The 24,599-nt window shown below is 33.9% G+C and carries 24 protein-coding genes; 14 read left to right on the top strand and 10 right to left on the bottom strand.

Annotation, left to right across the window (positions count from 1 at the left end):
- Positions 1-103: 103 nt before the first annotated feature.
- Positions 104-463 (bottom strand): prevent-host-death protein, encoded by a 360-nt coding sequence (locus MKS83_RS01700; protein ID WP_100375416.1) that lies wholly within the window; start codon positions 461-463, stop codon positions 104-106.
- A 148-nt stretch (positions 464-611) separates the two neighbouring features.
- Complete coding sequence (locus MKS83_RS01705) at positions 612-968, bottom strand: hypothetical protein (RefSeq protein WP_240581711.1); 357 nt, start codon at positions 966-968, stop codon at positions 612-614.
- A gap of 204 nt (positions 969-1,172) precedes the next feature.
- Between MKS83_RS01705 and MKS83_RS01710 the strand changes: the two genes are divergently transcribed.
- Complete coding sequence (locus MKS83_RS01710) at positions 1,173-3,371, top strand: outer membrane beta-barrel family protein (RefSeq protein ID WP_240581712.1); 2,199 nt, start codon at positions 1,173-1,175, stop codon at positions 3,369-3,371.
- Positions 3,372-3,471: 100 nt separating this feature from the next.
- Here MKS83_RS01710 and MKS83_RS01715 read toward each other — a convergent pair whose 3' ends face one another.
- Positions 3,472-4,461, bottom strand: coding sequence for an SDR family oxidoreductase (locus MKS83_RS01715; RefSeq protein WP_240581713.1), 990 nt, complete (start codon positions 4,459-4,461; stop codon positions 3,472-3,474).
- A 304-nt stretch (positions 4,462-4,765) separates the two neighbouring features.
- Positions 4,766-5,263 (bottom strand): hypothetical protein, encoded by a 498-nt coding sequence (locus tag MKS83_RS01720; RefSeq protein ID WP_240581714.1) that lies wholly within the window; start codon positions 5,261-5,263, stop codon positions 4,766-4,768.
- A 190-nt stretch (positions 5,264-5,453) separates the two neighbouring features.
- Between MKS83_RS01720 and MKS83_RS01725 the strand changes: the two genes are divergently transcribed.
- The 8 genes from MKS83_RS01725 to MKS83_RS01760 all read left to right on the top strand — a co-directional run bounded on the left by MKS83_RS01725 (position 5,454) and on the right by MKS83_RS01760 (position 14,207).
- Complete coding sequence (locus MKS83_RS01725) at positions 5,454-6,620, top strand: cytochrome-c peroxidase (RefSeq protein ID WP_240581715.1); 1,167 nt, start codon at positions 5,454-5,456, stop codon at positions 6,618-6,620.
- A gap of 642 nt (positions 6,621-7,262) precedes the next feature.
- Positions 7,263-8,519 (top strand): aminotransferase class I/II-fold pyridoxal phosphate-dependent enzyme, encoded by a 1,257-nt coding sequence (locus MKS83_RS01730; RefSeq protein ID WP_240581716.1) that lies wholly within the window; start codon positions 7,263-7,265, stop codon positions 8,517-8,519.
- Between the two features lie 5 nt (positions 8,520-8,524).
- Positions 8,525-9,163, top strand: coding sequence for a TetR/AcrR family transcriptional regulator (locus MKS83_RS01735; RefSeq protein ID WP_240581717.1), 639 nt, complete (start codon positions 8,525-8,527; stop codon positions 9,161-9,163).
- A gap of 82 nt (positions 9,164-9,245) precedes the next feature.
- Positions 9,246-10,331, top strand: coding sequence for a DNA polymerase III subunit gamma/tau (dnaX, locus tag MKS83_RS01740; protein WP_100375425.1), 1,086 nt, complete (start codon positions 9,246-9,248; stop codon positions 10,329-10,331).
- 350 nt (positions 10,332-10,681) lie between these two features.
- Positions 10,682-10,942, top strand: coding sequence for a hypothetical protein (locus MKS83_RS01745; RefSeq protein WP_240581718.1), 261 nt, complete (start codon positions 10,682-10,684; stop codon positions 10,940-10,942).
- A 383-nt stretch (positions 10,943-11,325) separates the two neighbouring features.
- Positions 11,326-12,405 carry a chorismate mutase gene (locus MKS83_RS01750; RefSeq protein WP_240581719.1) on the top strand — a complete coding sequence of 360 codons (1,080 nt, stop codon included), beginning with the start codon at positions 11,326-11,328 and terminating at the stop codon, positions 12,403-12,405.
- A 125-nt stretch (positions 12,406-12,530) separates the two neighbouring features.
- Positions 12,531-13,457 carry a ribosome small subunit-dependent GTPase A gene (gene rsgA, locus MKS83_RS01755; protein ID WP_240581720.1) on the top strand — a complete coding sequence of 309 codons (927 nt, stop codon included), beginning with the start codon at positions 12,531-12,533 and terminating at the stop codon, positions 13,455-13,457.
- A 333-nt stretch (positions 13,458-13,790) separates the two neighbouring features.
- Positions 13,791-14,207: a nucleoside-diphosphate kinase gene (locus tag MKS83_RS01760; protein ID WP_039365479.1), complete on the top strand. Its 417-nt coding sequence runs from the start codon at positions 13,791-13,793 to the stop codon at positions 14,205-14,207.
- Between the two features lie 61 nt (positions 14,208-14,268).
- Here MKS83_RS01760 and MKS83_RS01765 read toward each other — a convergent pair whose 3' ends face one another.
- The 3 genes from MKS83_RS01765 to MKS83_RS01775 all read right to left on the bottom strand — a co-directional run bounded on the left by MKS83_RS01765 (position 14,269) and on the right by MKS83_RS01775 (position 18,134).
- The gene (locus MKS83_RS01765; RefSeq protein WP_240581721.1) at positions 14,269-16,113 is read right to left on the bottom strand and encodes an alpha-L-fucosidase; all 1,845 of its coding nucleotides are present in this window, start codon (positions 16,111-16,113) and stop codon (positions 14,269-14,271) included.
- A gap of 259 nt (positions 16,114-16,372) precedes the next feature.
- Positions 16,373-17,023, bottom strand: coding sequence for a ribulose-phosphate 3-epimerase (rpe, locus tag MKS83_RS01770; protein WP_240581722.1), 651 nt, complete (start codon positions 17,021-17,023; stop codon positions 16,373-16,375).
- Between the two features lie 34 nt (positions 17,024-17,057).
- The gene (locus MKS83_RS01775) at positions 17,058-18,134 is read right to left on the bottom strand and encodes a M42 family peptidase (RefSeq protein ID WP_100375431.1); all 1,077 of its coding nucleotides are present in this window, start codon (positions 18,132-18,134) and stop codon (positions 17,058-17,060) included.
- Positions 18,135-18,186: 52 nt separating this feature from the next.
- Between MKS83_RS01775 and MKS83_RS01780 the strand changes: the two genes are divergently transcribed.
- Positions 18,187-18,891: a DUF4294 domain-containing protein gene (locus MKS83_RS01780; protein ID WP_240581723.1), complete on the top strand. Its 705-nt coding sequence runs from the start codon at positions 18,187-18,189 to the stop codon at positions 18,889-18,891.
- A gap of 27 nt (positions 18,892-18,918) precedes the next feature.
- On the opposite strand, the gene MKS83_RS01785 is transcribed toward MKS83_RS01780, so the two are convergent.
- Together MKS83_RS01785 and mnmD are read right to left on the bottom strand one after the other, a co-directional pair.
- Positions 18,919-19,335 carry an NUDIX hydrolase gene (locus tag MKS83_RS01785; RefSeq protein WP_240581724.1) on the bottom strand — a complete coding sequence of 139 codons (417 nt, stop codon included), beginning with the start codon at positions 19,333-19,335 and terminating at the stop codon, positions 18,919-18,921.
- A gap of 155 nt (positions 19,336-19,490) precedes the next feature.
- Positions 19,491-20,165: a tRNA (5-methylaminomethyl-2-thiouridine)(34)-methyltransferase MnmD gene (gene mnmD / locus MKS83_RS01790; protein WP_240581725.1), complete on the bottom strand. Its 675-nt coding sequence runs from the start codon at positions 20,163-20,165 to the stop codon at positions 19,491-19,493.
- 84 nt (positions 20,166-20,249) lie between these two features.
- On the opposite strand from mnmD, the gene MKS83_RS01795 reads away from it, so the two are divergent.
- The 4 genes from MKS83_RS01795 (at position 20,250) to MKS83_RS01810 (ending at position 23,937) form a co-directional block, all read left to right on the top strand.
- Entirely contained in the window at positions 20,250-21,320 is a 1,071-nt protein-coding gene (locus MKS83_RS01795) for a branched-chain amino acid aminotransferase (RefSeq protein WP_240581726.1), read from the top strand.
- Positions 21,321-21,601: 281 nt separating this feature from the next.
- On the top strand, positions 21,602-22,114 hold the full coding sequence (locus MKS83_RS01800) for a hypothetical protein (protein ID WP_240581727.1): 513 nt from the start codon (positions 21,602-21,604) through the stop codon (positions 22,112-22,114).
- An 81-nt stretch (positions 22,115-22,195) separates the two neighbouring features.
- Complete coding sequence (locus tag MKS83_RS01805; RefSeq protein ID WP_240583221.1) at positions 22,196-23,233, top strand: peptidylprolyl isomerase; 1,038 nt, start codon at positions 22,196-22,198, stop codon at positions 23,231-23,233.
- A gap of 125 nt (positions 23,234-23,358) precedes the next feature.
- Positions 23,359-23,937 (top strand): hypothetical protein, encoded by a 579-nt coding sequence (locus MKS83_RS01810; protein WP_240581728.1) that lies wholly within the window; start codon positions 23,359-23,361, stop codon positions 23,935-23,937.
- 52 nt (positions 23,938-23,989) lie between these two features.
- Here the strand turns inward: MKS83_RS01810 and MKS83_RS01815 are convergent, their stop codons facing one another.
- Positions 23,990-24,565 carry a hypothetical protein gene (locus MKS83_RS01815; protein WP_240581729.1) on the bottom strand — a complete coding sequence of 192 codons (576 nt, stop codon included), beginning with the start codon at positions 24,563-24,565 and terminating at the stop codon, positions 23,990-23,992.
- Positions 24,566-24,599 lie beyond the last annotated feature (34 nt).

Raw genomic sequence — 24,599 nt, forward strand, 5'->3', positions numbered from 1 at the left:
AATGTAAGAAATTATATTTTTAATGATTGAACACTAAGATTTCAAATCTAAAATCTCCAAAATCAATAGATTTCGGAGTATAAGATAAATTATTGCTGGAAAGTTAGTTAAGCGTATAGTTAGAAATAACCAACCTCAAAATAAAGTGAACATAATTTTCTTCCGCTTCTTTTCTGTTAATCAGCTTATTTTTATATTCATAGGATGAGAGAACCTGTATTGCCTTTTGATACATTTCAAAATCTTCTCCTTTTATTTTGATTCTACCGTTACCTTCCTTAGTTTGAATGAGATTATTGTCTAAAGTTCTGACTTTGAATAAGACATGATTGAGTTTTGAACGGGAACGCATCGAACCTGTATGTCTTTCAACAATATTCACTTTGAACGAATCAAATACGATGTTGTTAAAAACGACGTTTGAACCGGGGTCCTGCGTATTGAGTTCAAGTGTATAATTCATAAATTTTACTTTTTGCAAATTTACGTAGAAGCAAAAGATTTTCAAAATAAAATGAGAAAATCTCTTTCGTAATTTTTTAATTTAAATTTTAATTCCAGTGAAATTTTTTAATAAATGAAATATTGATCCCCTGTGAATGAAAAGTTTTTCAATGTAAAAACTCAGGACGGTCAATACGTACACAATGCTCGCTTCCCAGATACAAAGGGTTTCCATGCTTTTCAGACCAGAATCCATCTAGGATATCCTTACTGATGCAGCGGTAAACAGCTACACCTTTGTATATCTTGTGATCTTCACCTTTATAATTAAAATTGATGACCAAAATCTGATCTTTATAAAATCCTGTACCGTTTTGTAGCTGATCTCCAATCATCCATTGGGCAATAATTCTTTTGTTTTCATCAAGAGATAAAGTTAATAATCCATGATAAGAAATAAGGTTGCTTTCTTCCTGATTGCTGCCTTGAACAGAATAACTGCCTACAAGATCTTCTACTGTCATTACTTGAATTTTAGTCCGCAAAGTTAGAAAATCTTATCTTGAAGTTTGAAAAAGCCCCTCATTTATTAATGCTTATTGAAGCGCAAATTGATTTTTTGTGAGAAAATTGGGAATTCGGTTCATAATATTAACCTTATTTAACGTTTAAAGGATGTAACGAATATTCCCTTATTGGTGTCTTATAATTGGAAAACATAACTATTAATGAAAAATATTATAGCGCCAATCGCTTTATTAATGGGCACTTTAGTTTTTGCCCAAGCTGAAAAAGACACTGTAGAATCAAAAGTAAAAGAGAAAGAAATAGAAACAGTCACCTTTGTGGCAAAAAAACCTACCGTTGAGTCTAAAGTTGACCGTACTGTTTTTAATGTTGCTAATAGCTCTATTCTTGCAGGGAATACAACCTGGGATGTACTGCGTATGACTCCTTTGGTAAGTATTGATAATAATGATGCAATAAAAGCGGAAGGAGAAACTGTCACGGTTTATATCAATGACAGGAAAACAGTCTTTACCGGTAAAGAATTGAAAGAATATTTAAAAACAATTCCGGCCGATAATCTGATGAAAATTGAAGTGATTACCAGTCCGTCTTCACGCTATGAAGCGACAGGATCAGTAATAAATATCGTTTTAAAGAAAAGAGATGATGAGGGGCTGAAAGGAAGTGTTACTTTAAATAACAGGCAGAATACTAAAAATTCTCAGTATGCCAATCTCAATCTGAATTATCACAAGAAAAACTTTACCCAGACACTTATCGGAAGTTATGGTGATAATACGAATGTGCAGAGCAATTCAAGTCTTTACACCTTATATAAAGATAATTCAACCACTCAGATCAACTCAAAAACTATTGGAAGATACAGAAGTCCGTCTGTTTCTTCAACTTCGGAATTTGAATTAAATAACAAAAATACAATAGGAGTTATTCTGGAATATTACCAAAGTAACTCAAGCTCTACTTCTGAAGCAGACGGCTTGAAAAATATCAACGGAATATTTGATAACTCTTATAATCAAAATCAAAACTCAAATGGACTTAACCGCAATCTGGGAACAAATGTTTTCTATAAATGGTATGATAAAGAAAAGAATAAGATTTTAGATGTAAACCTGGGTACGAATTATTATGGACAGTCGGATGACAGCTATTATATAAAAGATATGCTTTCTCTTAAAAATAACAATTTAGTAAGGGATATAAAAGACATAGGCGTACTTACCGATACAGAAAACAGAAATTATTATATTAAAGTTGATTATACTCAGCCATTTGGAAAATCAGGAGGGAATTTTGAGATTGGTGGTAAAATGGACTTCAATAATAATGTAATTCCGAATAATCTTTATGGAAATAATCTGGAAGGTCTCAGTAAAAGCGATACTTTCCATTACGAAGATAATATAGGCTCGGTCTATGCAAACTACAGTAAAACGTTCTTTAAAAAATTAGAAACCAGAATCGGACTTCGTTATGAATATATTGATTATCAAATTCGTCAGGATGTTGCCGGAACTTCGAGAAAAGATTCTTATGGTAAATTGCTGCCCAATATTTTGCTGAAGTATTCCTTCTCGGATAAATATGACCTGAGTTTGACGTATAATAAAAATATATGGCGACCTTGGTATGCAGAATTCAACCCTTTCCTGATTCCCAATAATGATGGGTTTTACAGCCGTGGAAATATGGACCTGGAACCGAATCCAAGTGACAGAGTGTATATGAAACTTGGAATTTTAAAGAAATACTTCATCTCGGCAAGATATATGTTTACCGATCAGGATTATTGGACGGATTATGTAGAAGGAACACTTACAGATGCTCAAAACAACGCCAAGAAAATTACCATTACCCAACCGTCTAATTTTGCAGGAAAGGTGCATAAATATTATCTATACGCAAATACAAACCAGACTTTCTTTAAAAATAAGTTTACAGTGAATCTTGGTTTGGGTTGGTATTATATTGATAACAGCGATTTTAATCAGAAAAACAAATTGGAAGGAGCAAACAACTATATCAGTTATTTGAGTGCTTCCACCAATCTTTCATATACCAATCTATTTAATAAAAATATTAACCTGAGCGCATGGGTTGAAGTTTCCAACCAAAATAACGGGAACTCTACCACCAACAAAGCAAACGTTTTTCATAATATTTCTGTGACGAAAATATTCCCGAAAACACAAATGGAAGTCAGCCTTCAGCTGATGAATATCTTTCAGAGGCCTAATTATGATGCTACAACCTATACTCAGGGAGCAACATTCAGAAATGCTTCGAAATGGGATTGGTATGGTGCCTCCATTTCATTCGTAAAACGATTTGGAAACCAAAAGGTAAAAGAAAATACCAAAACCGATGTTGAAAAAAACGGAGGTGGAGGGAAATAGTTTCGTGTTTTCTAAATGAAGCGGATCATGATATATTCATGATCCGTTTTTTATTTAAACTAAAATTAAAGTATAAATAGAAGTACTTTTCTGGCATTTATTATTTTGAAGACCTGGATGTAAAAAGCATATAGGCTAAACCTAATCCCATTCCGGCAAAAATAGACATGGTTGTTTTTCTTGAAAGTACGGGAAACATCGTTTCGCCATAAATCCGGTGAGGTTCTGATGATGGAGAAAGAACATTTCCGGATTCATCGGGAGCTTTTTTCACTTTCATTAATACTCTCATCGCTGCAGAAGCAGTGTTAATGATAGGTTTAGGAAATAATCCATATATATTTTTGAGAACCATAGACGTTAAATCCGGGAAAAGATCTTTTTGGGGATGTTTGGCAAGTTGAACAATACTAGCGGCAGTATCTCTCGGGTCCGCTGCAAATGGAGGTATCTTAAAATCTAATCCTGAATACTTCGCAGAATGCATATTTCCGGTTGATCTTTGAATTTGAGGATATAGATTACAAATATGAATATGAGGAAAATCAGATAGTTCTCCGTGCAGGCATTCCATCATTCCGCGGATTCCAAATTTGGCAGAAGAATAAGCCGCACTGTAAGGAGCGGGCATAAAGCCGCCGATAGAAATATTATTGATTAGTATCCCTTCCTGTTGTTTTTTGAAAATAGGTAAAACACTATAGGCGCCATGCATATACCCAAACAGATTGGTTTTTATCACCTGCTCATTAAGTTCTATAGGGATTTCTTCAAATTTTCCGCTTGCCATTACCCCTGCGTTATTCACCCAGATATCTATTCTTCCGTTAAACTGTAAAGCTTTATTCGTTAGATTTCGGACATCTTCAGCGATGGAAACATCTGTCGGTACAGCCATTGCTGCCACATCAAGATCCCGGCACAGGTTTACAGTTTCATCAAGACCTTCTTTTCCTCTTGCGGCAACTACGATATTGCAGCCTTCTAAGGCAAAAGCTTCCGCAATAGCTCTTCCTATTCCGCTGCTTCCTCCGGTAATGACGACGGTTTTTCCTTTTAAACTTTTTTGTAATAGATCTGCTGATTTCATTTTGTGATTGTTTTTGGTTTGATATCAATAATCAACCTATTATTATGCCAACAAATGTTGATGAAACTTTATTCACCATGAAAATAAAAAAATAAGCTCTGCTAATAGATTTTATTATTTTTTCTTAAATAATCTTAATTTTTCCTAAAAAAACGGATGATTAAATTTTTTGGCACAAAATTTTAATAACGAAATGTAACTCATGTTTAATTTGAGTTTTCATGGTTATTAGTTTTTATCCTCAGAATTTCTGAGGATTTTTTATTTATAACGGAAAAATAGAAAAAAGTGAAATGGTTCTGTCTTATTTCTTTTTTATCCCGATCATTCGTAAAGCTGTTCGGGTTAAATATATTTCATCAAATGAAGTAAGTGATTCCACATCTTTAAAAGCTGAAAAGCTAAGATCATTTTTATTAAAAGACAATTCAATGGAATTATTATAGGCAGCAACTATTCTCACCCGGGAATAGCCGTTGTAATCTACTTTAAAATCTTTGAACAGGCATTGCTGTTCGGCAGCCTGATAAATTCTGTATTCTTCAAATGCAGTAATGTCATTTGTTTCACCTTTACTATTATGTTCAAGAGCTTTCCACGAAGTGTAGTTTTTAGGTTCTTTTAAAACATTTCCTTGCTGATCTACCGGAACAAACATTCCTATACGCAAAGGCTTTTTTAAGAAATTAGCATAGTTCTTCATCAGTTTTAATGTTTGAAGATCTGCATATCCTTCATGGGAATAATATTCTAAGACGAACATAGTCATCGGAATCAGCTTATGAGACGCATCAGGCTGCATAATTGTAAAGACATTTAAAAAAACTAAAATTAATATTTTTATTCATTTTATCAAATCTGATTTGCAAATAATACCGACTTTGTTTTAACTTGTTGATTGATAATTGTTTATTTTTATTTTTTAAATTGCTAATGATCTGCATTATTTCAAAATAAAATTAATCCCTATTTTTGCTGAAATTCATCGGAAAATGAAGAATATACTAAGCTGGGTTTTAGTTTTATTTCTTACCGTTTCACTTTTAAACAATTGTCTGAGCCATAAAGTTCAGAAAGAAATCAGCCCAAAAAGATCTTTCATTGCAAAGCTTAGGGAATTGTATGCTTCTGGTGATACTTCAATGTGGCCTGTTCCTATGCTGGATGAAGAGGCTAAACCATATTTTTCAGAAATAGGACATCTTCCTGAAATACAGTTTCCGGAGGATAATATATATTCTCCGGAAAAAAAAGTGTTGGGAAAGACTCTCTTCTATGATCCGCGGCTTTCAGGTTCTAATCAGATTGCCTGTGCTTCCTGTCATGATCCTGAATTGGGATGGTGTGACAACAGAATGGTTTCTTTTGGACACAACAGACAATTGGGAACACGAAATGCGATGAGCATCTTAAACACGGCGTATGCAACATCTTTATTTTGGGATGGACGCGCAAACTCTTTGGAAGAGCAATCTCAGATGCCTATTCAGGATCAAAAGGAGATGAGTGAGCATATTGATATGGCGGTTGAAAAAATTGCTAAAATTAAAGGATATGAAATTCTGTTTGAAAAAGCCTTTGGAGACAAAACCATAACAAAAGAGAGAGTTACCAAAGCGATTGCTACGTTCGAAAGAAGTATAAAAAGTCCTCCAAGTAAATTTGACCGTTTTATTGATGGCGAAGCTAGTCTTTTTACAGATGATGAAGTAATGGGGTTGCATCTGTTCCGTACCAAGGCACAATGTATCAATTGTCATAATTCCGGGTATTTTTCGAATAATCGTTTCGAAAATATAGGAACGTCTTTGCTAAGCTCAGAACAAGAAGATTTAGGAAGATATTTGGTAACTAAAAAATCTGAAGATGTAGGTAAATTCCGGGTGCCAAGTTTACGGGAAGCGGTAAGAACCGGTCCATGGATGCATAACGGATCTTTTACATCTTTAACAGATATTATTCAAATCTATAATAAAGGAAATCCGGAACCTTATAAACACCGGACTACTATATATAATGGAATAGAATTGACTTCTCACAAATCTGATATGTTAAGGCTTCTTGATTTAACCGATGAGGAAATTATGCAGTTAGAAGTGTTTTTAAGAACATTATCAACAAAAAATGAAAGAATTTCACCCCCGGTTCTGCCTCAATAGCAATATAAAGAAACAAAACCCACAATGGTAATCATTGTGGGTTTTTCGTAAATAAAATATATAATTAAGATTTGGGTGCTACAAATTATAAATTCAAATTTTTGTCTTTATGTTTTATAAACTTAGTTGTACAACACGGTGCAAATATTATGCCTGAAATCCCACAAATTTGTGATTTTTCATAAAATTAATTGGTATTGGCTCTAACATGTTCATTTTCTGCTGGAAAAATGTGATGTTTAAAATTGATTCAATAATTAATAAGGTTATTTAGAAAATACAAGAAGTTTCCCGCGCCCGCATTAAAATTCACTTATTAAAGGAAGAAGAGGCTGAAAAAGATAAAGTTGGGCAAATACGGAAAGTCCGGATAAGAATATACCTATTTTAATGTATTCGGAATAATAGATTTGAAAAGAGCAAATTTCTTACTGTTTTTTAATGCTGAAAGCAGGGAAGTTTAATGAAATCTATTGATAAAATTGATTGGATATTTAATTTTTAAAGCAAAAGATTATCTAAAAGAAAATGAGTTAATGATTGTGGAAAAAAATATTTATATATTTTTGTGAATTAAATGTAAATATATAACTATAAATCATATATTTGTATTAAATAACTCCACAAACTAATAACTAAAAAATGAACATAGATTTTACAACGGCAACTTTCAAAGATTTTGAAAATATTCCAGGTCTGGATATGATGGATCGTGCGGATGCTTATTATGATTTCTTGGACTATATGAAATCTAATGGACATCGTTACAGATTGCAGAATAATACAGGATGTAGTTCGGTAATGAGTGTTACTACGGGAAATATTACTAAAGAGTTTATTAGTTTTGTTACCAGTGATTACTTAGGTTTTACACAGCATCCTAAAGTAAAGCAGGCAGCTATTGAAGGAATTGAGAAGTTTGGTGCAGGTACGGCGGCCACTCCTCTTATCGGGGGATATTATTCCTATCACAAGGATTTGGAAGAAAAAATTGCTTCTTTTTTTGGAAGATCGCAGGATGAAGCTGTAATTTTTACTACCGGATATACCGCAAATAGTGCCACATTACAGATTCTGCTTCAAAAAGAAGATATTGCCATTGTAGATATGGCTGTACATGCAAGTGTGTATGAAGGATGTATTTTAACAAATAGAAAAACATTTCCACACAATAATCTGGAGGCTTTAGAACAAATTTTAAAGACCTCGGAAAGTCAATACCGTACCAAATTGGTAGTTATTGATGGAGTGTATTCTCAGGATGGAGATACAGCGCCAATTGAGGAAATATATCAATTAGTGAAAAAATATAATGCCTATTTAATGGTGGATGATGTGCATGGAGTAGGGATTTTAGGTAAGACAGGAAGGGGGACCATTGAAGATACGGGTTTACTGAATAAAATTGACATTATAACAGGAACCTTCAGTAAGACATTTGGAAATCTTGGAGGATATGTCATTGCTAATAAAAAGCTGACTAATTTTATCCGGTTTCAATCCCGTCAGCAAATATTTTCGGCTACGACTCCGCCTCCTACCGCTACGGGAATTATTAAAGCCATTGAATTAATAGATGAAGAACCGCATTGGCGGTTAAAGCTGTGGGATAATATCAATTATTTCAAAAAAGGATTAGACGAGATGGGATTAGATACAGGGACTACCTGTTCTGCTGTTATCCCTGTGAAAATTGGAGATCCGCATATTACAGGAGATGCTGGGAAACTTCTTTTAGATCACGGGATCTATACCAATCCGATAATATATCCCGCAGTAGCGAGAAAAGATGCTCGTATAAGAATGAGTATCACTGCAACACACGAAAGAGAGCATCTTGACAAAACGTTGAGTGCATTTGAGGATATAAAAAATAAATTGCATATTGCAAAAAAATAATAAACATGCCTAGAAAAGTTGTACAAGGTCCTATCAGAGATAAAGAAAAGACCAAACAAAAACTATTAGCCGCAGTTGGGAAAATTTTAAGAGTAAAAGGCTATTCAGGACTGAAAGTGAGTAAAATTGCTGCAGTAGCTGGATTTGATAAAAAACTGATCTATGAATATTTCGGAAGCACCGATAAACTGATCGATGAATACATCAAATCTCAGGACTATTGGAGTAGAGTGAATCAGGAAAATGTTGAAGTTGATATTTCAGACGGAGGTAAGGAACTGTCTAAAATTGCTATTCTGAGTCAATACGATAATCTGAAGAAAAATAAAGAGCTTCAGAAAATCATGCTTTGGGGGCTTTCTGAAAGTAAACCTATCCTTAAGAAAATTGCAGACGAAAGAGAAGAAATGGGTGAAATGCTTTTTACGAATATCGTAGATCCTTATTTTGGGCCGGAAGATTCAGTAAGGTATAGAGCAATTGCTGCTTTACTTGTTTCCGGAGCTTATTATCTAAATCTTTATACAGGGCATAATGCCAGCAAATTCTGTGGTATAGATTTGAAAACAGACGAAGGAAGACAGGAAATTGAAAAAGCTATCGTTGATATTATTGATTATGCTTACCAGAAAAAAGAGAAATAAAATTATTATTTTCTAAGAATTTTGTGGATAATTTGAAACCTTTACCCTTTCAGATTAAAACTTTATTTCTTATTTTTGGCCAATGGAAAATTTTATTGTATCTGCAAGAAAGTACCGCCCGCAAGAGTTTGATACCGTTGTTGGGCAATCTCACATTACAGATACTTTAGAGCATGCGATTGAAGAAAATCAATTAGCTCAGGCTCTGCTTTTTTGCGGGCCCAGAGGAGTTGGTAAAACAACGTGTGCCAGAATTCTGGCTAGGAAGATCAATGAAAAAGATGGTTCTGTTTCAGAAGATGGCTTTGCGTATAATATCTATGAATTAGATGCAGCATCCAATAACTCTGTGGATGATATCAGGGAATTGATAGATCAGGTCCGCTTTGCTCCTCAGGTTGGTAAATATAAAGTATATATTATCGACGAGGTCCATATGCTGTCTTCTGCTGCTTTTAATGCTTTTCTTAAAACATTGGAAGAGCCGCCTGCTCATGCAATCTTTATTTTGGCAACTACAGAGAAACACAAAATCATTCCTACGATTTTATCCCGTTGCCAGATTTATGATTTTAAAAGAATTACCATTGAAGGTATTCAGGGACACCTTAGAAATATTGCCCAGAAAGAGAATGTACAGTATGAAGATGATGCTTTATATTTAATTGCTCAAAAAGCCGACGGAGCGTTAAGAGATGCACTTTCTATTTTTGACAGGCTTTCCACATTTTCCCAGAAAAATATTACACTGGCGAAAGCTGCTGAAGTATTGAATATTCTGGATTATGATCAATATCTTAATATTGTTGATTTAGCCAAAGAAAATAAAATTCCTGAAGTATTATTCTCTTTCAATGAAATTGTAAAAAAAGGATTTGATCCGCATATTTTTATTGCAGGTTTAGGAAATCATTTCAGAGATCTAATGATGGCCCAAAATGCTTCTACAATAGAATTAATAGAAGTGGGAGAGCAAACCAAGGCAAAGTTTGTGGAACAGGCCCAAAAATGGAATGCTCAACAATTAATAGATGCCATTGAAATTTGCAATCATGCGGATATTAATTACAAAAATTCTAAAAATCCTAGGCTTACTGTAGAGATCGCTTTGATGCAGTTAGCTTCTTTAACGGCTAATGGAGACGTTGCAAAAAAAAAAAGTTCATAATATTAGCTCCGTTTCTTGAAGAAAAGCAAGAAGTTAAAATTCCCGTACCGGCACAACCTCAGGAAATAAAAGAAACAAAGGTAGAAGCTGTAGTTTCTGTTCAGGAGGAAAATATCATTATTAAAACCTCTAAACCTTTATCAAAGCGTCCGTCTACATCAGGATTCAGTATTAATTCTTTTCTGAATAAAGAAGAAAAAACAGAAGTAGACGAGAATGTAGCGGTAAAAACCGAAAATCTTCCACAACACCATTTTACAGATACCGATCTTCAGATGGAATGGAATCTGAGGCTAAAACAATTGCAGAAGAAAGATTCATTCATTTTTAATGCGGTGAAAACATTTAAAATGTTTAAGTCGGCTGAAAATCAAATTACAGTTTCTTATCCTTCAGATTCTGCCAAGGTAGAATTTGATAAAATAAGTGGTGAGTTTTTCAACCATTTCAAAAGGAAAGTTCATAACTATTCTATTGAGATTGAATATAAGAGAGACTTCGAAAATCTTAAGGTGGAAGTAATGACCAAAAGAAAAATCTTCGAAAAATTTATAGAAAAAAATCCTCTTTTGAAAGATCTTGATGATTTAATGAGGTTTGATTTGACATAATTTTATATATTTGTCAAATATTTGAGCGGAATATCGTTTTCCGGCCAATGAAATTATTATAGAATAGCTGAAAATAGACGCTTTAACAATGAAAAAATTGTTTACACCTTACCAGTCTACTTTTGCACCCGCTGATTATTTTAGCGGTTATTTTAGCTTTTCATTTACCTATTTTAGAAATTTCAGAAATTATTACCGATTTTATTGGTATTGCTAATCTGAATTTCTTTCTCAAAAAATACAGGAAAACTGAAATCTCATTCATTTAAATCCTGATTCCTTTAAAACTTTAACGGCATTTTTTGAAAAGAATTATAAAGTAATTTTATAATGCATTTGCTATGGATATTAACTCATAAACAAGAATAAAATAGAATAAAGATATGAACTTAAAAGACCTAAAGAACGAGTGGATTAACGACTTCGCTCAACCGATGATGATTGCCGGACCATGCAGTGCGGAAAGTGAAGCCCAGATGTTGGAGACAGCCAGAAGAATTAAGGAAACCAATGCACAGGTTCCGGTTTTTCGTGCGGGAATATGGAAACCAAGAACAAAGCCAAATGGTTTTGAAGGAGTAGGAGTGATTGGTTTGAACTGGTTGAAAAAAGTAAAAGAAGAATATGGATTCAAAACGGCGACTGAAGTTGCCAATGCACATCACGTATTTGCAGCGTTGGAAGCAGATGTAGATATTTTATGGATCGGTGCCCGTTCTACGGTAAACCCTTTTACAGTTCAGGAAATTGCTCAGGCATTGAGAGGAACAGATAAAATAGTGTTGGTGAAGAATCCTGTAAATCCGGATCTTGCTTTATGGATCGGAGCGTTAGAAAGGCTTTTAGGACAGGGGATTACCAATTTGGGAGTAATCCACAGAGGATTTTCTACCTACCAGAAAACAAAATACAGAAACAATCCGAATTGGCAGATTGCACTAGATTTCAAAAGCCAGTTTCCCAATATTCCTATGCTGATTGATCCTTCTCATATTTGTGGCAACCGGACAGGTTTGGCAGATATTACTCAGGAAGCATTAAATGTTGGTTACCAAGGTGCAATTATTGAAACACATAGTAATCCTGATGAAGCCTGGAGTGACGCTTCTCAACAGATTACGCCGGAAGTTTTAGCTGAACTGATGAGTAATTTAAAAGTCAGAAATACGAACTTAGCAGGATTTGAAGGCGAAATGGGGCGACACAGAACACTAATTTCTGATCTTGATTTTCAATTGATAGAACTCCTATCTCAGAGAATGAAAATTTCGGAGAAAATCGGTAAGCTTAAAAAAGAAAATGATATTGCGATCTTCCAGCCGGAGCGTTGGAAAGTGATTACAGAATACGCTGTTCAGAAAGCACTGGAAACAGGAATGTCTCAGGAATTTATAGAGAAAGTCTTCAAAGCAATTCATGAAGAATCTATTGAAGTACAAAATAATATTATGATCAACAGATAGTAGTTTTTAGATTTTTATAAGTAAGGCTTAGTTTTTAGCAAACAGTTTGATAACAATTCTGTTTCTCTAAATTCTAAGCCTTATTTTCTATCGCCTAAATCCTTATATTTGCAGCAATATTGTCTATGAAAGGAAAAGTCATTAAATCTACAGGAAGTTGGTATCAGGTTTTGGAATTGGAAACCGGAAAAATTTTTGAAGCCAGAATTCGTGGAAAATTTAAATTGATTAAAACCAGATTAACGAATCCGCTTGCTGTAGGGGATTTTGTAGAATTTCAGCTGGAGCAGGATGATATTGCCTGGATTACCAAAATAGAACCACGCAGAAACTATTTGATAAGAAAGTCGGTAAACCTTTCAAAAGAAGCTCATATTATTGCATCCAATATTGACTTGGCATGCTTTATCTTTACCTTGAAATATCCTGAAACATCTCTGGGATTTCTTGACAGATTTTTGGCATGCTGCGAAGCTTACAATATTACCCCACTGATTTTATTCAATAAAATCGATGTACTCAACGAAGAAGAAATTGAAATTGTAAAAGATATAGAATTCCTTTACAATGAAATCGGATATGATTCTCTCGAGATTTCTTCCTATTCAAAACTCAATTTAAATCAGCTGCAGGATCTGCTTAAAGATAAAACTTCTGTCTTTTTCGGACATTCCGGATGTGGGAAATCTACTTTGGTCAATGCTTTACAGCCGGGGCTAAATTTAAAAACCTCTGAAATTTCAGATACCCACTTAAAGGGAAAGCATACGACAACTTTTGCGCAGATGCATTTTTGGGACTTCGGCGGTAATGTGATCGACACACCCGGAGTACGTGAATTTGCTATGATTGATATTGAAAAGGAAGAAGTACAACATTACTTTCCTGAGATTTTCAAAAAAAGAGAAGAATGTAAATACCATAACTGTCTTCATATTAATGAGCCGAAATGTGCCGTTTTGGATAGTTTAGAGACTGGAGAGATCCAACATTCCAGATATTCTACGTATTTAAAGCTTATGGAAGAGGCAGAAGAGTCTTCTTCAAAATAAATTTTTCGTTAATTTTTTTCGTTTCCTATAATGTTATTGCTTTATAATGAAGCAATAATTAAATTATTGTATTTTAATAAATTAAATTTATTGCTGATTTCGCAATAAAAATATCTTTTATTTAATAATATAAAAAAACCCAGCCGAAGCTGGGTAAAAACTAATAACCATGAAAACTCAAATTAAACATGAGAATCGGAATAGAATAAACAATTACTGTGCCAAAAAATTGATTGCGAATTATTCAAAAAGTTAATTTTATGTTAAAAAAAATTAAAAATCAAAATCGAATATTTTTTTGTAATTTTGGGTACTTAAAAAATTATAACATTTATGTCTAACATTACATTCACTATGATTAAGCCGGACGCAGTTGCAGACGGACATATCGGTGCGATATTAGGTAAAATCTCTGAAGGAGGCTTTAAAATTAAAGCTTTAAAATTGACTCAGCTTACAGTTGCTGATGCTAAAAAATTCTATGAAGTACACGCTGAAAGACCGTTCTATGGAGAATTAGTAGAATTTATGAGCTCAGGTCCAATTGTAGCTGCTGTTCTAGAAAAAGAAAACGCTGTTGAAGATTTCAGAACTTTAATTGGTTCCACCAACCCTGCAGAAGCTGCTGAAGGGACAATCAGAAAAATGTTTGCAAGAAGCATCGGAGAAAATGCTGTGCATGGTTCAGATTCTGATGAAAACGCTCTTATTGAAGCTCAGTTTCATTTTTCAGGAAGAGAAATTTTCTAAGAAAAACTTTCAAAATAAAAAGTCCGGAGATTTTTCTCCGGACTTTCTTTTTATACAGAACTTATAAATTGTTTTCGATGGCTTTTACTTTTTCGCGGTACAATTCGACAGGCTTATCTAGTAAAACGGCAATTACAGTCATATTTTTATCCAATCTTTCTTTAGGGATATCAATATAAATAATTCCGGGTCTGTCACTCCAGTACAGTTTGTTGTAAATAGAATGATTGAGTATAGATCCTTCACCTACAATACGGATTCTTGAAATTCCGTTTTTAATTCCTTTTAAGGCAATAGGTCCTGTTGGAACTCCTTCTACAAAAAGATAAACCGTCTGCCGGTCCTTCGAAAGAGCACTCATTCCGGCATAATGTCCGTTTGGTAAACCTTTTTCTGTTTCAAATAGAGCTTCGGCATGCTTGCTGATCCAGCTCAAAATTTCCTGATTGGTTTTTAAATTTGTTGGAATTTTCATATTCAGGCCATCATTTGTTAAGCCTGAATTATTAAAAATATTTTTCCCTTCATACAATTGTTCCGCAATTTTGTATGTAGTATTTTTAGTATTTTGATCTTCTAAGATTTTTTGCAAGACAAGATCCTCTTTTTTTATAACACTGGAGAACTTAATTTTTTCATTAAAACTAAGCTCTACAACCGTTACATCCTGATCGAATTTTACGTTTGAAAAATTTAAATTTATATTTCCATTGCTATCATTTTTAAAATTGACTTTACCTGTATTGTCGCCAATGATTTTTGCTGATATGGGTAATGAAGATAAGCCGTAAATTTTTGTAAAATCTTTAGCTTCTTCCAGGTAAAGGAATAATTTTTTACCGTCTTTTGAAATAGAAGATTTTCCTTTATGATTTTCAAAAGGTAACCCTTTTCTTGTTCCGTAAACCGCTTCTTTATGTTTTGAAGTCCATCTTCCAAGATTTTTTAAAATTTCGATCTGTTCTTCAGGAATACTTCCGTCTGATTTAGGTCCGATATCCAATAATAAATTTCCTCCCATGCTGATTACATCTGTTAATGTTCTTACAATCATATTGGGAGTTTTATAATGAGTATCAAAAGGCTGAAATCCCCATGAGTCATTCATGGTATAGCAAAGTTCCCAGAATTCATTCTCTGGGCTGATTACCGGAATTCCCTGCTCTGGTGTTTCATAGTCACCGTGATTATTAAGTCTTGAATTAATAATGATATTTGGATTGAATTTTTTCAAATTTTCAAGAGTTTCTGGAGCGTGCCATTCTGCTGAACTATGTTCCCAGTCGCCGTCAAACCATAAAAGATCAGGTTGGTATTGAGAAGATAGTTCATTCAGCTGGGTTTGATAGTAGGTGGTGTAATTTTGCCAACGTTCAGTATCGCTTTTTATGTCATATCTTTTCTTGGTTCTGGTCATAATGTCATAATAAGGATGACTCCAGTCCGGAAGAGAGTAATAGAGACCTGTTTTTAAACCAGATTTTTTAAGTTCACTTACGAAAGGAGTCAATACATCTTTTTGGGCTAAAGAATTTTTAGAGATTGTTGTTGCTTTTTCTGCTTTGGAATTCCAAAGAGCAACACCATCATGATGCTTTGTGGTAATTACCGAATATTTTGCTCCTGAGTCTTTAATTAATCTTACCCAATCTTCAGGATGATATTGTGAAGCAGAAAATCCGTTGAGCTGCTTCATGTAATTTTCGTGATTGATATAATTATTGAAAAAAGACCAGGATTCGGAAATACCATTGACTGAATAAATTCCCCAGTGGATAAAAATCCCCAGTTTAGCATCCTGGAACCATTCCATTTTTTTACTGTCAGATGGAGTATGTTGGGCATTGATATGAGAAGTTGCGAAGATTGTGCTTAATAAAAAGATCTTGGTCAATTTATTTTTCATTGTTTATTTTTTGCTAAAATAAGGAAAGTAGCCATGTTGTAAAATAGGAGTATTTTAAAAATACCGTAAAAATACGGTGTTGATTTCCGTGTTTTTACGGTGCTTTATATTAATATTTATTAAGAAATTTACACACGAATTATGATGAAAGTAATCTATAATTAATACATAAAACTAATGACGATATAAACTCTATTTTTTGGGGAATGATAAAGGCAACCGAAAGGTTGCCTCTTCATTTTTATAAGTGAAATTTAATTTAGAATTTTAGTAATTCAATAGTTTTTTCGGGGTTTTCTGCTGAGAATACGGCATTACCGGCAACCAAAACATCAGCTCCTGCTTCGAAAAGCTTTGCTGCGTTGTCAAGATTCACTCCTCCGTCTATCTGAATAAGGGCGGTAGAATTATTGCTTAGAATCAAATCTTTGGTTTCAGCGATTTTTTTGTAAGTGTTTTCAATGAATTTCTGTCCTCCGAATCCCGGATTTACACTCATTAATAATACTAAATCTACATCAGCAATAATATCTTCAAGCATTAAAACCGGAGTGGAAGGGTTTAAGACAACTCCTGCCTTTGCGCCTAAACTTTGAATGTGGTGAATCGTTCTGTGAAGGTGTGTACAAGCTTCATAATGAACAGAAACCAAATCTGCACCGTGATTGATGAATTCTTCAACATATTTTTCAGGCTCGACAATCATTAAATGTACATCAACAAATTTTTTAGCATGCTGTTGAATTGTTTTCATCACCGGAAAGCCAAATGAGATGTTAGGAACAAATCTTCCGTCCATCACATCTACGTGAAGCCAGTCAGCCTGAGAATTGTTCAGCATTTCAATATCTTTTTGCAGATTCCCAAAGTCTGCAGATAAAAGGGAAGGAGCAATAAGCTTCGTTTTCATTTTTACTTTTTATACTTTACTTTTATTTCTTCTGTTAATGATACTTCAGTTTCATTTCCGGCTGTATCTTAAGAAGAGTTTCGTAGATGAGTTTGATCACGTTTCCTACATCTTCCTTAGAGACCATTTCTACTGTGGTATGCATATAGCGCAAAGGTAGGGAAATTAATGCACTTGGTACACCGCCGTTTGAATGGGCGAAAGCATCAGTATCTGTACCTGTAGCTCTGCTTGCTGCGGCACGTTGGAAAGGAATTTTCTTTGTCTTTGCCGTATCGATAATCAATTCTCTGATGGTATGATGAATACTTGGAGCAAAGAAAATAACAGGGCCCGCTCCGCATTTCTGATCACCCTCTTTTTTCTTTTCGATCATAGGGGTTGTTGTATCATGAGTAACATCGGTAACAATAGCAATGTTGGGTTTGATGGTATCAGCAATCATATCCGCACCGTATAAGCCGACTTCTTCCTGAACGGAGTTGGTAATGTATAAACCAAATGGAATGCTTTTTTTGTTTTCTTTTAAAAGTCTTGCAACCTCAGCAATCATAAATCCTCCGATTCTGTTGTCTAAAGCACGGCAGACAAAATATCTGTCATTCATTTCAAAGAATTCATCAGGATAAGTAATCATACATCCTACATAGATTCCCAGATCTTCAACTTCTTTTTTGGAAACAGCACCGCAATCGATAAAGATATTTTCAATTTTTGGTGTAGGCTCGTTTTGATTAGTACTTCTTGTATGAATTGCCGGCCAGCCGAAAACACCTTTTACAATGCCTTTTTCTCCATGGATATGAACTACTTTTGACGGGGCAATTGTTTGATCTGAACCTCCATTTCGGATCACGTAGATCAAGCCATCATCTGTAATGTAATTCACATACCATGAAATTTCATCTGCATGGGCTTCGATCACTACTTTGAACTCTGCTTCAGGATTGATAATTCCGTAACAGGTACCGTAATGATCAACTTCTATTTTGTCAACATAAGGACTTATATAATCCATCCAGATTTCCTGGCCTTTATGCTCAAAACCAGTCGGAGAGGCCGTATTTAAGTATTTTTCTAAAAACTTTAAAGATTTCTTTTCAAATTTCATAAAAAAGGAATGATTTTTGTAAGTAATTTTTGTTCTAATAAGTGTAAAAATAATGAATTTTAATAAAATTATTTGCCTTTTTCTTTTCTTTTTAGGGGTGGGTGTTTTCGGGCAAAAAGATTCTTTAAGGTATATTCCTTTAAGCCAATATCCTCCTGAATTGTTGAAAGTAGATGAATTTGGTAATAAATATTATTATGATGAAAGGCAGAAAGCCAAGTTTTATGAAATAAATGGTGAAACGGTAGTTGTAATGGATGAACTGACGTTATTGAACAAACCAAAGTTTAATAACCAATTGGATAAAAACTACTATTATTTCCTTAATAAAAAATTATACAGGGTCTATCCGTTATTTATAACGGCTTTGGGGCAGTATCGCGATATTCAGAAGGAAATGACCAATATGGATAGTAAAGCGAAGAGAAAATATGTGAGAGAGCGACAGAATATGCTGGCTGATCAATATGAAAAGCAGCTGAGGGATTTAACGACTACAGAAGGCCAGGTTTTTGCTAAACTCATGAACAGAGCAACGGGTAAAAGCGTTTATGAGATTATTAAAGAACTGAGAGGTGGTTTTTCTGCTTTTATCTGGAATATAAAAGGTAAAATAGCAGATATTGATCTAAAGGATCAGTATAATCCTCATGTTAACAGAACAGATGAATTTTTAGAATCTTTATTGCAGTCTAACTGGAACTCAGGGTTTCTTCAGCCTTATCCAGGTGCTTATCAGTTTAAAGTTGGTAAATAATCAAAATAAAAAATTCCTGTAATATTTTTACAGGAATTTTTCTTTTAATTTATCAAATACAATTTTGTCAATAGGTAAAGGAAATGGATTGTGAGCCTGGTGAATATCAATCCATTCTGTTTTTTCGATACAAGGATCATGAATAAGGAAGTCATCCTCGTTGATAATATTTACAATATAATATATAGTAAGTAATTGTTCGTTTTCTCTGAAACGCGAAACTAAAAAGTCTTCCTGGGTATAAAAGTGTTCTACAATTTCGACTTTTACATTAAGCTCTTCTTCAAATTCACGATGAAGACATTCTAAAACCCCTTCTCCGTATTCCAGCCCACCGCCAGGAAATTTCATTAAAGCTTCACCTGCATATTCTTCAAATAAGGTTAGTACTTTTTTGTCTTTAACAACACAAGCGTAGACTCTAATGTTGATCTTATCTATCATATATAATAATTTCTATAGCTAAAGTAAGGAAATTTGGAGAGAAGTTAAAGATTAGAAATTCGAAATTAATCTGAACAATACTTTAAGTTAAGCATTTCTTTACATTATGTTGTGTATTCTGTTGGCCTCTCACGTTTAACTTTTTACTTTAACTTCTATAATTTAACTGCATTAATCATTTCTCTTTTTCCTGGGGGGCCTTGCTTCTTTTCCACTTTAAAGTTCAGTTCCTGCAGGATTCTTCTTACACTGCCTTTTGAGGAATATGTTGTTAAAAGCCCGTTAACTTCCATTTTATCAGCTACTATTTCAAATAAAGGCTTTTCCCAAAGATCTGGCTGTACTCTTGCCCCGAAACAATCATAATATACCAGATTTATTTTAGGTAACACAATGTTTTTCAGCTCAAAAAAGTCACATTCTATCTTTTTGAGGTTAAATCCTTTAGTGATTTCTACTGATTTTTCCCATTCTGCTAAATGAATTTTCTGATAAATATTTTTGAATTCCGGGTTATCAAAATGTTTAAAATAGGCTAAATCGTTAATTTCGGATTCATTTATGGGGTATTTTTCCAGTGAAAAATAATTGATGACATGATTTTTGTCAGTTTTTAAATATTCATTAATTGTCACTAAAACATTCAAACCTGTTCCAAATCCCAGTTCTAAAATATTAATTTCGTAATCATTTATTAGATTTAGTCCATTTTTAATAAACACGTGTTCAGCTTCCTGAAGAGCACCATGGTGAGAATGGTAGTTTTCATTTAATTCATTGATAAACAGTGTTTTGCTTCCGTCGTTTGTCGTTTTTATTTCTCTTTTCAAGCTATTTTTTCACAAATTTACTCTAAAATTTTTATATTTAGAAAATTATGTTAAATTTGTAGAACATCATAAAAAATTTTAGAAATGATAATTCAAAAAACTGAAAACTCCAGAATTTCTACATTCGACCCAAACAATTTTTCATTTGGAAATACTTTTATTGATCATATGGTGATTTGTGAGTATGAAAATGGAAAGTGGGGTGATGTGAAATTAGTTCCTTATGGTCCAATACCATTTACACCAGCAATGATGGGGGTAAATTACGGACAGGCTTGTTTTGAAGGCATGAAAGCCTATAAAGACAAAGACGGGCAGGTTTTCCTTTTCAGGCCTGAAAAGAATTTTGAACGTATCAATAAATCAGCGAAACGTCTTGCTATGCCTGAAGTGACGGAAGAAATGTTTTTGGATGGTTTGAAAGCTTTGGTAGATATAGACAGAGACTGGATTCCTCAGGGAGAAGGAATGTCTTTATACATTAGACCATTGATTTTTGCTACTGAAGAAGCGTTGAAGGCAAGAGTAGCTGATAAATATATGTTTGCAATCGTAGCAACTCCTGCTAAAATGTACTATACAGAACCGGTTTCTGTAAAAATTTCAGATCATTATTCAAGAGCGGCAAATGGTGGAGTAGGTTCTGCTAAGGCTGCAGGAAATTATGCGGCGTCTTTCTACCCGACTCAGTTGGCTATTGAAGAAGGATATGAGCAAATTATCTGGACAGATGATGCTACTCACGAATATTTTGAAGAAAGTGGAACAATGAATGTATTTGTAAGAATTAACGATACGATTTATACACCTCCGACTTCAGAGAAAATTCTTGACGGTGTTACAAGAGATAGCTTTATTCAATTGGCTAAAAAGAGAGGAATTGAAGTAAAAGTTGAACCAATCAAAGTAAAAGATGTGGTAGAAGCTCAGAGAAACGGAACTTTGAAAGAAGTTTGGGGAGTGGGAACAGCAGTGGTAACTACAGTTTTCCAAGCTTTAGGATATAATGGCGAAAAATTGGAATTACCAAAACTTTCTTCTGAAGAGAGCTATGCTGAAATTTTGAAAAAAGATTTAGTGGATTTACAGACCAATCTGTCTGAAGATACATTCGGATGGAGAGTGCTGGTAGATCACGTCTTAGAAACAGTTTAATTCAATTCAATAAAATCTATATGAAGTCGGGAATATTTCCCGGCTTTTTTGTTGTAAAGGAGTTGTGTATTGTCATTCTGAAAGGAGCGAAGTGAATTGAAGGATCTGTGATTGTAATTGTCTGAGATCCTTCCTTCATCAGAATGACAGTTAGAAAAATTGAACAATGGAAAGCTATAATGATTTAAAATCAAATTATTGTAAAAGCTGCAGGACTTTTATCTAATAAGTTAACCAACTTTTGTAATTAATTCCCGAAATGTGTATTTTCGCAAATGCTTATGAAAAAAATACTCTTCATATCTGTATTGGGCTTATTGAGCTGCAATAGAAATCCACAGCAGGCACATCCTCCTGTAGGTGGTGTTTTGAGCAAAAGTGATCTGGATATTTCAAGGGAAAGAATGAAAAACCTGAACACGTTGGAAAGAAACCAGATTCAGGACTGGATTGGCGGACAGACCGAGAAATTTTATCCGACACAGCTTAATTACTGGGTGAATACTCAGGGTTTTGATAAAAGAGAAAAAAGAGCAGATGAAAGTCTGATTTCTTATTCTTATGATCTTTACGATTTTGATCAGACCAAGATTTACGATCAGCCGATTGCAAGAAGAGATGCTAAATTCGGACATTTTGATGAATTAAAAGCGGTAGAAAATGCTTTACGTTTTATACATGATGGTGAGGAAGTTACACTTTTGGTTCCCTCTTCTCTGGCTTACGGAACTTTCGGGGATGAGAAGAAAATTGATAACGACATCCCTTTAATCATAAAATTAAAAGCTTTATAATAAATGAAATTGTTTAACAAGAATATAATTCTGGCAGCGGCAAGTATTTCGCTGATGAGTTGTACCCCAATTTATAAAAAAATGAACGTAGACAAAGAAACTTACGAAGGTCTTAATGACGGACTTTATGCCAATCTTCAAACGACAAAAGGAAACCTGATTGTAAAATTTGAAGATAAGAAAGCGCCTGTAACTGTAGCGAACTTTATCGGTCTTGCAGAAGGTAAAATCGATAACAAAGCTAAAGCGAAAGGAGTTCCTTACTATGACGGAACTATTTTTCACAGAGTGATCAAAGATTTCATGATTCAAGGGGGAGATCCTCAGGGAACAGGAATGGGAGATCCCGGATATAAATTTGAAGATGAGAAAAATGACCTTAAACATACCGGAAAAGGAGTTCTTTCTATGGCGAATTCAGGACCTAATACGAACGGATCTCAATTCTTCATTACTGAAGTGGCAACACCGTGGTTAGACGGAAGACATACGATCTTCGGGAAAGTAGTAAAAGGAGAGGATGTGATCGATGCGATTGCCAATGTAGAAAAAGGACCGCAAGATAAACCTAAAACAGATATCGTCTTAGAAAAAGTTTCTGTTTTCAGCAAAGGTGATGAGTATAAAAACTACGATCCGGCAAAAACTTTCAATGAAGGAAAAGCTAAGATTGCTGAAAAAAATAAAGAATTCGCAGCTAAAGAAGAAGCTGAAAAGAAGAAAAAAGAAGAAGAATTTAAAGCGAATCAACTGAAAATGGTTGAAGACTTAAAAGCGGGAATGCAAAAAACTGAATCAGGTCTTTACTATAAAATTACAAAAACAACTTCAGGAAAAGCTCCTAAAGCGGGTGATAATGTATCGGTACATTATGCAGGTAAGCTGGTAGACGGAACTGAGTTCGATTCTTCATTCAAAAGAAATGAACCGATTGAAATTCCAATCGGGATGGGTAGAGTAATCAAAGGATGGGATGAAGGTATTCTTTTATTAAAAGAAGGAGAAACTGCTACTTTATTAATTCCACCGGCAATGGGGTATGGAGAGAGAGGAGCTGGAGGTGTGATTCCGCCAAACGCTTGGTTGATCTTTGATGTTGAGCTTGTAAAAGTACAATAATCGAATCTTAAAATATTTTGAAAGCCGTCCGCAAGGATGGCTTTTTTATTTAATTGAAAATCATTTTGTAACAAACAATCTTGATACTCCGACATATTTCTTAAAGATACATTCAAAAATTAGTAATGATGAAAGCCAAATCACTTTTATTTCTGTTCGCTCTCTTATCATTTATTTCTTTTGCACAGACAAAAACAAATACAGATGATTTAGCCATAAAGAAAAACCTTACCTATTTTGTAAATACAATTAAAACTAAAAAAATAGATCAATCGGTAAGTTGTATTTATCCTAAATTTTTTACCATTGTTCCCAAAGAGCAAATGACGCAGATTTTGAATTTAACCTATAACAATCCTTTTATGAAGATTGATGTACAGGATTTGCAATTCGGGGATATTGAGAAACCAGAATTAATTAGCGGTGAATATTTCTCTATTGCCAACTATTATCTTAAGATGAAATGTAATGTAAATTCGTTGAATGATGAAATGAAAAAGCAGATGAATGCAGCTTTAGTGAGTAAATATGGTAAAAATAATGTGAAATATTTAGCCAACGAAGGTTCATATCTAATTAATGCCAATATGAAAGCGTGTGCTGTTTCAAAAGACAGAAAATATTGGAAATTTGTAATCCTCGAAAAAGAATTTAAAACTGAATTAACGAAAATCTTGCCGAAGAAAGTTTTGGATAAGATCTAACAATAAAATCCCTCTCTTATTTTTAGGAGAGGGATTTTTATTTGAAGCTTTTTTATTCAGTCTGATCTAAATAAGTCAAATTTGATTCTTTTATAAAATCTTCAAGGGGAGTATTCTCTTTTGCACTTTTGTTGGTAAGCTCAATCAAATAGATGATTGTACTGTTGATTCTGTTATCTTTAAAAGTTAGCTTGAATCTTTTTGCCTTAGGGTTGGAGCTGGCAAAGGTAAGTTCTTTAATACTGCTTAGTTTTACATTGTTTACATCAAAACCGGCACGTGGATCCTTCTGAAGCTTCAGGAATCTCTTTTGGGTTTTATCTGTGGTTTCAGCCAGGAATTTTTCCATTTGATAATCGGTCAGTAATTGCGGATATATGAGACCTTGTTTAAGGATAGAAGCTATGGTTTTATCTGATTTGTCATAGAAAATAACCTTGTCATCAAACAGTACCTGAGTATCTTTTACATTTATTTTTCCTTCGAATTTTTTATAGTTCTTCTTTTTATATTCTGTTTTAAAATGCTCAGCAATTGCCTGATCTTTGGAACTTAATGTTTCTGTTTTTTGCCCGAAAGAATAAGCAGATAATGATAAACAAAGACTTAATGATAATAAAAGTTTCATAATTTGAAATTTAATTTTTACGTATGGTAAGAAT

Source organism: Chryseobacterium sp. Y16C, from assembly GCF_022488405.1.
GTDB lineage: Bacteria > Bacteroidota > Bacteroidia > Flavobacteriales > Weeksellaceae > Chryseobacterium > Chryseobacterium geocarposphaerae.